This is a genomic window from Flavobacterium sp., from assembly GCF_031422135.1.
In the GTDB taxonomy this organism is placed as follows: Bacteria; Bacteroidota; Bacteroidia; order Flavobacteriales; family Flavobacteriaceae; genus Flavobacterium.
Window position 1 is genome coordinate 74701 of record NZ_JANOQD010000030.1, and the last position, 13060, is coordinate 87760.

Consider the following 13060-nt stretch of genomic DNA (forward strand, 5'->3'; position numbering starts at 1 on the left):
GCCTAATTACCAATATATGTTTTATGTTTGACAACTTAGTGATGTAAACTATTTTTTATTTTGATACAAAACAGGATTCAAATCATCATCATTGTACATTTTCATTTGTTTGTATACTTTCATATACTTATCGCCATTTTCTATGTCATTTAATAAATCATCAATTGCGGTGGTTAAATCTTTCTTTTGTTCTAAGAGCACATTTAATTTTTCTTGACATTTTGCTCTATGCTCTGAAGAAGCTTCTTTACGAGTAGCTTCTTCATTCATGTGATAAATTTTTAATGCCAAAATAGACAATCTGTCAAATGCCCAAGCCGGACTTTCTGAATTGATTTTTGCTGAAGATTTAACTTGTACAGCATTGTATTTCTGAAGAAAATAACTGTCAATATATTCGACCATATCAGTACGAACTTGGTTGGAAGCATCGATTTGTCTTTTTAAGACCAACGCAGCAACAGGGTCAATTTGCGGATCACGAATAATATCCTCATAATGCCATTGCACGGTATCAACCCAGTTTTTTGCATACAACAAATGCTCAATTTCTGATAGAGGAAAGGGGTTATTGATAGGTTGTTCAACACTATCGTGCTTATGATAATCGTTAATACTTTGTTCAAAAACGGAAAATGCTACATGTGAAAACATATTTACTATGAATTGATTGAAGACAAATATACTTTTTATACCTTTATCAAAACAAATATTTATCAAAATTTATTACAATGCACATTCATTATATTTCTGAAAAAAACAGTATTCTCAACCATTTTTTAGCCCAAATTCGCGATGTAAATATCCAAAAAGACAGTATGCGTTTTAGAAAAAATATTGAACGAATAGGCGAAATTATGGCATATGAGTTGAGTAAAACACTCGAATACAAAGAAATAAACGTGCAAACACCGTTAGGTCAAAAACAGACAACAACCATTGCGGACAACGTGGTTTTGTGTTCCATTTTAAGAGCTGGATTGGCATTGCATACTGGCTTTATGAGTTTTTTTGATGATGCTGAAAACGGATTTGTTTCTGCCTACAGGCACCATCCAAACAAAGATGATTATTTTGAGATATTAGTCGAATATCAAGCGGCTCCTTCATTTGACGGGAAAAATTTAATATTGTTAGACCCTATGTTAGCTACTGGGCAATCATTAGTCGCTGTTTTTAATAAATTAATTACAGCCGAAACACCTAAAGAAATTCATATTGCGGTGGTAATTGCTACTCCAGAAGGTATTGCTTTTTTAGAAAAAAATCTTCCAAGCAATTGTCATTTGTGGGTTGCCGCTCTAGATGAAAAACTCAACGAAAAAAACTATATTGTTCCTGGTCTTGGCGATGCGGGTGACTTAGCTTACGGTGATAAATTATAACTGAAGAATATAAGTAATTATACTCGCTCCAATTATAATTCCTAGAATTGTTTCTTTTATCCAATATTTCTCTATGGTTTCTAGAAGATTTGTCAACATAATTGATACCGGAACAAAGGTGAAAATTAGGTAACTATTATCCTTGTTTGGGGAAATAAAGAAAACCAAAAGTCCAATTATAAAGGCAAAAATTATTTTTTTGTATGAAGCCTGCATATTTAATGCTTTTTTTGATACCATAAATACCATTGAAAAAAAAGCGATTATTGCAGTTAAAATGTAGATAAACAAAGCTATGTTTTGAAAAATGGTTTCGATGTATTTTAAATCAAAATCTATCTTTATTTTATTCAAAAATAAATTTATAAAATGTTGCCCAACTATTAAATCAACCATTAATCCAATAATTACGACTGTAAAAAAAGCAATAAATGGAATAATCCAGTTTCTATAATCCCTTGAAACATAGAAAATAATAGATACAAAAACCAAAATAATAAATAAAACAACCCAAAAATGAAAGAGACTTGCCACAAAAATCCACAAGGAAGCATCAAATATTTTTTCTTTTGGGGTTTTAAGCGATTGAAGTGAAATTAATCTTCGGAGTGCTAATAATAGGAATGCATTTGAAATAATTAACGAACCATTGGATAGGGTTTTTGGAAATAAAATCAAAAAAACAAAGAACAATAGAAAAGTATAACTGTTGTCTTTACTCAATCCGTTGCGTTTGGTAATAAAATTAGTTATAAATAAAGAACCTAATAATATGAGTAATAAGGTCACTTTTTCTCCAATTTGTATTGCAGTTATTGAACTGAAATTAGATTGGAATTGAAACAATAAAAAGCACAAAACCAACAATGTTGTAATTAAAACATAATTTATTGGTCTAGATTTACTAAAAACGCTTGTTATCATAAGTATATTTTATATTTTTGCAATGTAAATATAATACATTATAAAATGAAATCATTTTTTGAAGCATTACAATGGTTAAATGACGAAATATTAATGGCCTTGCACGAAGCGTTACGATTCTTAGAATTGGACAACTGGTGGTTAGCAAATATTATTTCTTGGGCTTTTATCATTATTTGTTGTTACTATTCTTGGTATTGGGTAAAACAATTGCAATTGCACAAAGACAATAACGAAGAAAATCAAGATACAACAGCGCATTCTTTTTTAAAGTAAATCGAGACCAATATCGGTTCTAAAATACATCTTATCAAAATGTAGCTTGTCTATATTTTGATAAGATTTTTTTATGGCTTCTTGAAAATTATCTCCATAAGAAGTGATTGCTAAAACCCTACCGCCATTACTCAAAACTTGTCCGTTTTCTTGCTTTGTTCCTGCGTGAAAAACGATAGAATCTGTAATATTTTCTATTCCAGTAATTGCTTTTCCTTTTTCATATTCTTCAGGATAACCGCCAGAAACCAGCATTACGGTTGTGGCGCTTCTGGAATCAATTTCTAAAGAAACGGTATCGAGTTTTTCATTGGCAACAGCCTGAAATAATTCCACTAAATCGGTTTTAATTCTCGGAATAACCACTTCGGTTTCGGGATCGCCCATTCGTACATTGTATTCAATAACAATAGGTTCTCCTTTCACGATTATTAGCCCAATAAAAACAAAACCTTTATATTCGATTCCCTCTTTTTTTAATCCATCAATGGTTGGTCTTACAATTCTAGTTTCTATTTTTTCCATCAAAATAGCATCTGCAAATGGCACTGGAGAAACCGCACCCATTCCACCAGTATTCAATCCTGAATCGCCTTCGCCAATGCGTTTGTAGTCTTTGGCGGTTGGCAGAATTTTATAGTTTTTACCATCAGTCAAGACAAAACAACTCAACTCAATTCCGTCTAAAAATTCTTCAATAACCACTTTCGAGCTGGCTTGACCAAATTTTTGATTCACTAACATATTGCGTAATTCTTCTTTGGCTTCCGCCAAATCTTGAATAATCAAAACCCCTTTTCCAGCAGCTAATCCATCGGCTTTTAGCACATAAGGAGATTGTAATGTTTCTAGAAATTGACATCCTTTTTCGACTGTTGTTGCGGTAAAACTATTGTAACCAGCCGTGGGAATGTTGTGTTTTACCAGAAACTGTTTGGCAAATTCTTTACTGCCTTCTAATTGAGCACCTACTTTTGATGGTCCAATAACTGGAATGTTTTTTAAATCAGTATCGTTTTTAAAGAAATCGTAAATTCCTAAAACTAATGGATCTTCTGGACCCACAACAACCATTTCGATATTTTCTTGAAGCACAACTTTTTTTATGGCTTCAAAATCTAGAATATTCAGATTTAGATTTGTTGCAATAGAAGCAGTTCCTGCGTTTCCTGGTGCCACAAAAAGTTTAGAGCACTTGTCACTTTGAAGCATTTTCCAAGCTAGTGCATGTTCGCGTCCTCCAGAACCTAAAAGTAAAATTGTCATTGTGTAGTTGTTTTAATCTGAACTTGTTTCAGATTCTGTTGTTTTGCAAAAGTAGGTTGTTTTGAATTTGGGTAAAAGGGATTCTTGCAAAAAATTAAGTCGAAAGTGTATTTTCTTTTATTATTTTTGATAAAATTTATTTTTAATGTTCCAACTATTCGATTTAACGCTTCTACTAAATGGTTTTCCAATTAAGAAAGCCAAAAGAGATTTAGAAAAAACTGTCCTTTTATCTGAAACTGATTACTTCACTTTTTTAGAAGCTAAAAAGAAAGAAATTGTAGCCTTTCATTTGAAAAATAATCCTTTTTATTGTGAGTTAGTAGGTTCAGAACCTATTAAATCTTGGGAGGATTTGCCTGTTTTACATAAAAAAAACCTTCAAAAACCATTAAAAGAAAGACTTTCAAAAGGATACAACCTAAAAAATAGCTACATAAATAAAACCTCAGGTTCCAGCGGTGATCCTTTTGTTTTTGCAAAAGACAACTATTGTCACGCACTAATTTGGGCAAATATTATGCGCCGTTTTGCGTGGTATAAAATCGATTTTAATCATTCGTTTCAAGCTCGGTTTTACGGAATGCCTTTGGATTTTATTTCCAATAAAAAACTTCGTATTAAGGATTTTTTTAGCAATCGTTTTCGTTTTAATATTTTCGATTTTTCTGATGAAGGCATTCAAAAAATGATTAAAAAATTTGAAACTACAAAATTTGATTATATCAATGGATATACGAGTTCTATTGTTTTATTAGCCCGTTATTTAGAACGCAACAACCTGTTTTTAAACACTATTTGCCCAACTCTGAAGGTTTGTATTGTGACCTCTGAAATGCTTTTTGAACAAGATAAAATACTGCTTGAAGAACGATTTAGAATTCCTATTGTAAACGAATATGGTTCTGCTGAATTGGAAATTATAGCTTTTGAAAATCCTGATGGAATTTGGAAAATAAACTCGGAGACCCTTTTTGTAGAAATTCTTGATGACAACAATATGGTTTTACCTTATGGAAAAGAAGGCAGAATTGTGGTTACTTCGCTTTACAATAAGGCACATCCTATGATTAGATATGATGTAGGCGATTATGGTATTCTTGATGAAAAAAGCACATTACAAAATCCCATTTTAAGAAAATTAATTGGTCGGACTAATGATGTTGCTCTGCTACCAAGTGGGAAAAAATCGCCTGGAATGATTTTTTATTCTATTACCAAAAAACTTTTTGATGATGATGGAAATGTCAAGGAATTTAAAATTATTCAAACCCATTTGGACACTTTCGAAATAGAATATTCCAGTGAAAATGAGCTTTCTGGATATGAATTGGAAAAAATAAAATCGACATTTACTGCTTTTTTAGAGCCTAATTTAAAGTATGTTTTTACCCGAAAATCAAAACTAGAAAGAGAAAAAAGTGGTAAGTTGAAGCAATTTAAGTCGTTGTTATAATTATTCGTTCCAATATTTACTGTAAAAATTATTAGTTTCCATTAATTTATTATGATCTCCTGATTCTGATATAGTTTTGTTTTCAAGAATATAAATTGAATCTGCTATGCTTTTCAAAATATTTAATCTATGAGAAATAAACAATATGGCGCAATTTTTTTTTGCTTTCTGTAATAGTTCAAGTGTAAATTTTTCAGTATTTCTGTCCATTGCAGCCGTAGCTTCGTCAAGAATTAAAAATTGTGGTTCTTTATATAAAACTCTAGCTAATGCTATTATTTGTTTTTGTCCGCCTGATAAATTAATCCCTTCTTCACCTAAAATTGTTGCCAAACCTTGTGGCAATTGATTAAAATAATAATCAAAACCAAATTCTTGAAAAAACAGCAATAATTTTTCTGGATTTTCTTCTTTACCCAACAAAACATTATCTATAACATTCCCACTAAAAATTATTATTTCTTGCGGAATCACCCCAATTAGGTCTCTATAATTTTTTAATCCTATTTCTAAAAACTGATATTGATTGTTTACAGTGATTTTTCCGTTCTCAAAACCATAAAAACGTTGCAATATCTGCCCTAAAGTACTTTTACCACAACCGCTTTCTCCAACAATAGCTGAGAGTTTTCCTTTTTCGATTGTAATATTTACATCATAAAACAATTCGCTTCTTCCTGCAAAACAAAATGATAGATTTTGTATTTCTATTTTATTTAAATTTTGTAATTCAATACCTTGCTCGTTTTCTTTTTCTAAAGATGAGAATTCAAGCATTCTCTTGAATGCAATTTTTGCTTCATTTATTGGAATTGAAACTAGTGCTAAATTAGCTATTGATGGTAATAGAGAACCTGAAATTCCTAAAATCGCCATTAGTTCACCTAATTTCATTTCTTTATTAAAAACCGCTATGGAGGTGTAAATAAGAATTCCAATTAAAAAAACAACACTAGAAAAACCAGATTGTCCTAATAATTGAATATTAATTTTGCCTAGACAAAACGTTTTTTCTTGAAATTTATTAAAAATAGATTCGTTAATTTTACTATAAACATCTTGACGATTATGATTTTTTATAGTTGCAATCCCTTGCATACTTGAAATATAGTTGCTTTCTGTAAAAGCATAACCTTGCATAACTTCATTTTGTGAAGCTACTATTTTTCTATTATTCTTGTAAATGATATAAAAATAGATTGGTAAACTAATTAAAGCAATAATAGCTACTTTCCAAGAATATATAAACAAAAAAACAATTGAAACTAAAGAAACCAGTATATCAATAACAAAATTGCTTGCTAGTGTTTTTATGACACGTTGCACGCGTTGTGTGTCATTTAAACGAGCTACAAGTTCACCGATTTTTCTTGTATCAAAAAAAGACTTTGGTAAATGTAATAATGAGGAATAAAAACCAGCATTTATTCTATTGTTAAAATCTTGTGACTGTTTTAAAAGGAAAAACTCACGTAAAATCATAAAACCAACTCTTGCTAAAAGCAAAACTATTAAAAGAATAATTCCTGTAATTAATTTGTTAATGTTGTTAGACGGTAAGATATCATCAATTAATTTTTGAGAAAAAATAGACATTGCCATACCTAAACCCGCAATAAAAAAGCCAATTATAATACTAAAGGATAAAATTTTGTAATCGTTTTTAAGCAATTCCAAAAAATATTGTTTTTGTGATTTAGATGAGTCGTCTTTTTTTACAAATTGCTTGTTTTGTGACAGAGTTAAGCAGCTTTTAGAAACCCATATTTTATCTAATTCTATTTCTGATAAATTATAAACTCCTTTGCTTGGATCACCAATTGTAAACCCTTGATTTTCAGAAAAACCATAACAGACCATATAATGTTGCAATTGATTTTCTATCAAAACATGGAGAATTACTGGTTCTCCATGGTCTTTTAATGCTTGCATATCAGCTTCACATCCTTCAGCTGAAAATCCAAGTTTATTTGCAACTTGATATAAACCCAACATTGTTGTGCCTTCGCGAGAAGTACCGCTCAAGTGTCGAAGTATTTCAATAGTTGCATTGCCACCATTAAGTTTAATTATGGATAATAAACAAGCAACTCCACAATCTGATTGGTCGAGTTGTAAAGTATGTGTTTTTTGTATTAATTTTAAATTCATCTTTAATTATTCGGGGAGGTTGGGGGATTTAGTAATCGAATAATTTTATTTATTTTTGTTTGACCTTTTAGTATCTTAATAAGTTGTTTATTATTATCGTAGATAACTAAACTAGGAATAGACTTAACGTCAAATGTGCTAGAAAAAGTAGCTTTTGAATCAAAAATAAAAGTAACGTTATCATAACCTAATAGTTTGTGTTTTTGTGCAAATACTTTAATTTTTTCTGTGTTCTCGAATGAAATAAATAACAATTGAACCGAATTAAACTTATTGATATTTTGTTTAATCATTATCGCTTCTTCATTGCAAAAATCACATTCAGTATTAAAATAGATAAAAACAGTAGCCTTATTTTTACTCAAATTATCATTGTTGAAAGTGCTATTTTCAAGTGTTTTATACTCAAAGGAAGGCATTGTTTTAATACGTTCAGCAATTTCTTTTTTATGGTTTATTTTATTTGAAACTTTATAGCCAATAAAGACTAATAATGATAATACAACAAGTGGTATTATTATTTTTATATATTTTTTCATTTTTAATTAAGCTTTTACACGTTTGATAAATTAAATGAGCGTTTTGTAACAAACTTAAATTTTAGGAGTTGTTAAGCATAAAAAACATAACAACAGTAATCCAAAGAATCATACTTGGAATATAACTGTATCCAACTATTTTTAAACCATATTCAGTGGTTGAATCCGTAATTTTCCCCACAAGAGTTGCTATATAAATTACATAAGCCATCTCAAAAAAATTAAGTACTTGAAAAGGATAAATAAACCAAGGTTCTAAACCGTTATAACCAATAATGTTTAGTCCGGACAATGGATAGAAATATTGAAAATCTTCTAAAGTATAATTAATTTGAAAAAAGTAAAACCAAACGATTTTGAAAACAGGAACTAACAAAAATATAAATTCTGCTTTAAGAATTATATCCCAAACAGATTGGAACGAAATCTCTTTTTTGCTAAAAAAGAAAACGCCTATATAAACGGAACTAGCAATCAAAATAGTTTTGATTAAGACATAAACAGGAAAGAAGGAATAAGAAATCCACTTCCATTTGTCTTGTAAATCGAAAAAACTTTCTATTTGAGATGATGTGAGTTTTTCAGCTAGAGAAGTATAGAGCAATTTGTCAAAATTAAGAACCTTTTTGGTTATTTCTGTTACTAGGATTAGGGCAAGAGTAAGCACTAGGTACTTTATGAAAGTACTTTTCATTATTTTAATACTGTTATGTGAATTTATAAAGGAGTAGCAATTTTAAATTGCTACTCCTAAAGTTTTAAGACGGTAAAAAAAATTTTTAATTACGAAGTCTAGTTTTGAAAGGGTTTTGCTTTTCAATAACAGGTACGACCAATGTTAAAACAAAACCAAAAATTAAAAAATTATTTATTTCAGGACAAATTTTAAATACCCTATTTACAATAAAGCTTAGGACAAAAATAATACTAAGTAAATTCCTTAATTCTAATTTTTTTATTTTCATTTATTTTAATTATTCCAGCATTCCGCTATGGAGCTTGAAAAAACTGCTCCTGCTGGAGCCCAACCAATAATTAACATACCAAGTCCAAAACACTTTAGAGGACTCATTGTTCCTCCAGTTAATTTTTCTAAATCTAATCTATTTATTTTTTTCATTTTTGTGTAGTGCTATTACAGCATTAAAGTTGATTATAAAAGACAATAGAAAAAATACGTCGATAATCGTTCTGTTCGTGAATAAATTATAATAATGCGACAATATTCCAGCAAATATTAATAATGTAGAAGCAATTAAACTTAATTTTAAATTCGTCATAATTATTTTAATTTATATTTTTAGTAGCAATGTCCACTAGTAGCACCAATTGCAACCGCTCCAGGCCAAAAACCACAACCAACACAAACTGCGAGACCCATACCACGAAGCAAACAATCTCTCATCATTGTTCCGCCTTCTAGGTTTTCCATCTGATTTAATTCTAATTTTTTCATAATTTTAAAGTTTTTATTTGTTAAACAAGTACAAAAATGAAAAAATCAACATCAAACACTTATCAAAATAACAGATAATTTATTATATTGCAAAATATTTTATAGTGTTTTTTGTTAACGTTTATTGGTCAGCGACTTAAAATTAAAATTTTTATGGAAATAGGTAAAAGATTAAGAACACTTCGAGCGGAAAAAGGTTTTACTCAAGAAAAAATTGCTGATTTACTCAAAATTCCTCAAGCAACTTATTCCAATCTAGAAAACAACAAAGGAAAATTGGACTTGAAAGTTGTCGAAAAAATTGCTAGCATTTATGAAATTGATGTTTTGGACCTTTTGAAAGAAGATGGATTCGTCTTTAATCAAAAAAATAAAAAGGGTGATAATAATGGTTTGGTCATCAATCAACTATCAGAAAAACTTATTGAGCAATACGAACTTCGATTGAAAGAAAAAGATGAAATTATTGCAGATTTAAAGTCTAAAGTGTTATAATTTCTTTACATACAAAGGTTTCACAACAAGTTGTGTGAACAAAAAACCTATCATACAAAATAGTGAAACCACAACATTCAATTTATGAAATTGTCGGTACACCGAATAATTATGCGTTACTAAACTGCCTTTTGAAGCAGAAATAGAGTCTTCTCTTACTCTATAGAATGCTAAACTTTCTGGAACGGGTTGTGTGGTTTTTATTTTTTTTAATAGTGTGAGCCAAACCATCCAATCTTGTCTTTTTCTGCTGGAAGAAATGGCTATTTTTCCAAAATATTCACTGTTGTAAATTCCTGTAAGATTGCCTACATAATTACAAAAAAACAATTGTTTGTAGCTTACTGTTTTTGGTGCTTCTACTCGTTTGTTTAACAAATTACCGCCTTCATCGATACAATCATAAAAAGAAAACGTGAACGGCAAATTATTGTTTTGCATAAACGCCAATTGTGTGGCTAGTTTTTTTGGTTTCCATAAATCATCGGCATCTAGAAAAGCGATATGTTTTCCAATAGCAACATTTAAAGCGGTGTTTCTAGCTACACCAGCACCTCCGTTTTTAGACAACTGTATTAAGTGAATTCGATGGTCGTCTTCCATAAAATTTTGAATACTTTCAATTGTTTTATCGCTAGAACAATCGTCCACAATAATCATTTCCCAGTTGGAATGGGTTTGTGATTGAACCGATTGAATGGTAGCTGATATGAACTTTTCAGAATTGTATGTTGGCGTAATTATTGAAACAAGTTCCTTCATACTAATAGGCTTTTTCTTGTCCTTTAAAAATATTAATTACCGTCAAAAAAATAATTTTTAGATCTAATAACAAAGACCAATTTTCAATGTAAAACAAATCATATTTGATGCGATTAATCATTTCGTCATCGGTTTCAATTTCGCCTCTAAACCCTTTTACTTGAGCAAGTCCCGTAATTCCTGGTTTTATATGCAAACGAAAATTGTATTTTTTAATTTTGAGTTGGTATTCATTGTTGTGTGACCATAAATGAGGTCTTGGTCCAACAATGGACATATCTCCTAGAAAAACATTAAAAAATTGAGGCAATTCGTCAAAACTGCTTTTTCTTAAAAAAGCACCTGTTTTGGTTATTCTTGGGTCATTTTTGGTTACAGATTCTTCTGTTTTATCATTGATTTTCATAGACCTAAATTTGTAACAAAAAAACTCTTTTTCGTCAAGTCCTGGCCGCCCTTGTTTGAAAAAAACAGGGCCTTTTGATTCCAATTTAATCAAAATAGCTATGATAGGAACTAACCAAGACATTATAAAAAACAGAATAAATAGAGAAAATAATAAATCAAACAATCGTTTAGAAAACTTTAATAAAGGTTCGTTAAGTGGTGTTCTTTTTAACGAAAGTATGGGGAAAAACTCGTAGTAATCTATTTTTAAATTTTTAGCATAAATTTCATTAGACTCTGGAATGAATTTGATTGTTTTTTTGTGGTAATCTGCAAATTCCACTAAATCTTTAAGCTGATGGTTTGAAAGTTCTTTCAATGCACAATATATATCATCAATCTTATTGTTTAACACAAATGTTTCTATCTCGGAAATTGTTCCTATTACTTCCTCAGTCTTAACTTTATCTGAAAAAAAACCTTTGAAATGATAGCCGTAATCAGAACGATTTTGAAATAATTTTTGAAGGTTTCTTGAACTTTTGGTGTATCCAATAATAATTACATTCCTGTAGTTTCCTCCTAAAACAATTCGGTATTTTTTTAGGTAATAGAAAAGTAGTGATTTGAACACTGTAATCAACACAAAAGTTAAAGCTATAAAAGATAATAAGTATTTAAAGCTAAAAATTATTTCACGTGTTATGGAAAAAAAAGCAATGATTATTAACGAAAATAAAAACAATTGTTTAAACAATAATGTCATTATTTCGGTAGGTTTTGTAAAACGATATACTTCGTAAAAACCAATATAATAAGCCAATGCTAACCAAGAAATTACTTCATAAACTAAAAAATAAGGCAACGATATTGGAAATTCTTCTAAAAAGAAAACAGACAAAACAACTAGTATTACACAGTCTATGGTAATACTAATGGGTCTAATGTATTTCGAATATCTTCCTTTTGACATTTTTTTTAATGAATATAACCAGAGAAATCCTTATGTTCTTCTTTTAAAAGTTCCGATTTAGGTAGTGCTTTGAAGTATTCATAGGTAATCTTCATTCCTTCAGAGCGGGAAACCTTAGCTTCCCAGCCTAACAATTTTTTAGCTAAAGTAATGTCTGGTTGACGTTGCAAAGGATCATTTTCAGGCAAATCGTGGTACACAATTTTCTGATGGGTTCCAGTAAGTTTTATGATTTCTTCTGCAAAATCTTTAATCGTTATTTCATCAGGATTTCCAATGTTTACGGGTTCAACATAATCAGAATGCAACAATCTAAAGATACCTTCAACTTGATCGTCCACATAACAAAAAGAGCGTGTTTGAAGCCCATTTCCAAAAATAGTTAAATCCTCACCACGCAATGCTTGACCTATAAAAGCAGGAATTACCCGACCATCATTAAGACGCATTCTAGGACCGTACGTATTGAAAATACGAACTATTCGAGTTTCCAGTCCGTGAAAACGGTGGTAAGCCATCGTGATGGATTCTTGAAAACGCTTGGCCTCGTCATAAACACCTCTTGGACCTATGGTGTTTACGTTTCCATAATAACTTTCAGTCTGTGGGTGTACTAATGGATCTCCATATACTTCGGATGTGGAAGCGATTAAAATTCTAGCTTTTTTTACTCTTGCTAATCCTAACAAATTGTGTGTTCCTAACGAGCCTACTTTTAGGGTTTGAATTGGAATTTTTAAATAATCTATTGGACTTGCTGGTGATGCAAAATGCAAAATATAATCTAAATCACCTGGAACGTGAACAAATTTTGATATATCGTGATGATAAAACTCAAAGTTTTGCAGTTTGAACAAATGTTCAATGTTCTTTAAGTCGCCTGTAATCAAATTATCCATTCCAATTACATAGTAACCTTCTTTAATAAAGCGATCGCACAAATGCGAACCTAAAAATCCTGCTGCTCCAGTTATTAGAATTCTTTTCATT

General features: G+C 30.3%; 15 protein-coding genes. 4 read left to right on the top strand and 11 right to left on the bottom strand.

From position 1 onward, the window contains the following. Window positions 1–48 precede the first annotated feature (48 nt). Complete coding sequence (locus tag RMO70_RS04710; RefSeq protein WP_310555260.1) at window positions 49–654, bottom strand: DUF4254 domain-containing protein; 606 nt, start codon at window positions 652–654, stop codon at window positions 49–51. Window positions 655–731: 77 nt separating this feature from the next. Here RMO70_RS04710 and upp point away from each other — a divergent pair, with 77 nt between their 5' ends. Further along, complete coding sequence (gene upp / locus RMO70_RS04715; protein ID WP_310555261.1) at window positions 732–1385, top strand: uracil phosphoribosyltransferase; 654 nt, start codon at window positions 732–734, stop codon at window positions 1383–1385. On the opposite strand, the gene RMO70_RS04720 is transcribed toward upp, so the two are convergent. Continuing rightward, entirely contained in the window at window positions 1380–2309 is a 930-nt protein-coding gene (locus RMO70_RS04720) for a DUF6427 family protein (RefSeq protein ID WP_310555262.1), read from the bottom strand. The genes upp and RMO70_RS04720 overlap by 6 nt on opposite strands. Window positions 2310–2354: 45 nt before the next feature. Here RMO70_RS04720 and RMO70_RS04725 point away from each other — a divergent pair, with 45 nt between their 5' ends. Continuing rightward, a complete protein-coding gene (locus RMO70_RS04725; protein ID WP_310555263.1) occupies window positions 2355–2585 on the top strand; it encodes a DUF6341 family protein in 231 nt (76 codons plus the stop codon). On the opposite strand, the gene purD is transcribed toward RMO70_RS04725, so the two are convergent. Further along, complete coding sequence (purD, locus tag RMO70_RS04730; RefSeq protein WP_310555264.1) at window positions 2577–3851, bottom strand: phosphoribosylamine--glycine ligase; 1275 nt, start codon at window positions 3849–3851, stop codon at window positions 2577–2579. The two genes, RMO70_RS04725 and purD, sit on opposite strands and share 9 nt — an antisense overlap. A 145-nt stretch (window positions 3852–3996) precedes the next feature. Here purD and RMO70_RS04735 point away from each other — a divergent pair, with 145 nt between their 5' ends. Then, window positions 3997–5307, top strand: a complete 1311-nt coding sequence (locus RMO70_RS04735; RefSeq protein WP_310555265.1) for a phenylacetate--CoA ligase family protein — start codon at window positions 3997–3999, stop codon at window positions 5305–5307. Here RMO70_RS04735 and RMO70_RS04740 read toward each other — a convergent pair whose 3' ends face one another. The 5 genes from RMO70_RS04740 to RMO70_RS04760 form a co-directional block, all read right to left on the bottom strand. Then, window positions 5308–7458, bottom strand: coding sequence for a peptidase domain-containing ABC transporter (locus tag RMO70_RS04740; RefSeq protein WP_310555266.1), 2151 nt, complete (start codon window positions 7456–7458; stop codon window positions 5308–5310). Between the two features lie 2 nt (window positions 7459–7460). Further along, the gene (locus RMO70_RS04745) at window positions 7461–7997 is read right to left on the bottom strand and encodes a redoxin domain-containing protein (protein ID WP_310555267.1); all 537 of its coding nucleotides are present in this window, start codon (window positions 7995–7997) and stop codon (window positions 7461–7463) included. A gap of 61 nt (window positions 7998–8058) precedes the next feature. Next, window positions 8059–8691 carry a hypothetical protein gene (locus tag RMO70_RS04750; RefSeq protein ID WP_310555268.1) on the bottom strand — a complete coding sequence of 211 codons (633 nt, stop codon included), beginning with the start codon at window positions 8689–8691 and terminating at the stop codon, window positions 8059–8061. Between the two features lie 276 nt (window positions 8692–8967). After that, a complete protein-coding gene (locus RMO70_RS04755) occupies window positions 8968–9117 on the bottom strand; it encodes a hypothetical protein (protein ID WP_310555269.1) in 150 nt (49 codons plus the stop codon). Window positions 9118–9297: 180 nt separating this feature from the next. Further along, entirely contained in the window at window positions 9298–9453 is a 156-nt protein-coding gene (locus RMO70_RS04760; protein WP_310555270.1) for a hypothetical protein, read from the bottom strand. A 153-nt stretch (window positions 9454–9606) separates the two neighbouring features. On the opposite strand from RMO70_RS04760, the gene RMO70_RS04765 reads away from it, so the two are divergent. Continuing rightward, entirely contained in the window at window positions 9607–9948 is a 342-nt protein-coding gene (locus RMO70_RS04765; RefSeq protein WP_310555271.1) for a helix-turn-helix transcriptional regulator, read from the top strand. Here the strand turns inward: RMO70_RS04765 and RMO70_RS04770 are convergent. Genes RMO70_RS04770 through RMO70_RS04780 form a run of 3 tightly spaced genes read right to left on the bottom strand, consistent with a single transcriptional unit; the run spans window position 9943 to window position 13059 of the window. Further along, window positions 9943–10710 (bottom strand): glycosyltransferase family 2 protein, encoded by a 768-nt coding sequence (locus RMO70_RS04770; protein ID WP_310555272.1) that lies wholly within the window; start codon window positions 10708–10710, stop codon window positions 9943–9945. The two genes, RMO70_RS04765 and RMO70_RS04770, sit on opposite strands and share 6 nt — an antisense overlap. Before the next feature lies 1 nt (window position 10711). Beyond that, on the bottom strand, window positions 10712–12070 hold the full coding sequence (locus tag RMO70_RS04775) for an undecaprenyl-phosphate glucose phosphotransferase (RefSeq protein WP_310555273.1): 1359 nt from the start codon (window positions 12068–12070) through the stop codon (window positions 10712–10714). Window positions 12071–12075: 5 nt separating this feature from the next. After that, complete coding sequence (locus RMO70_RS04780; RefSeq protein ID WP_310555274.1) at window positions 12076–13059, bottom strand: SDR family oxidoreductase; 984 nt, start codon at window positions 13057–13059, stop codon at window positions 12076–12078. Between the last annotated feature and the right edge of the window lies 1 nt (window position 13060).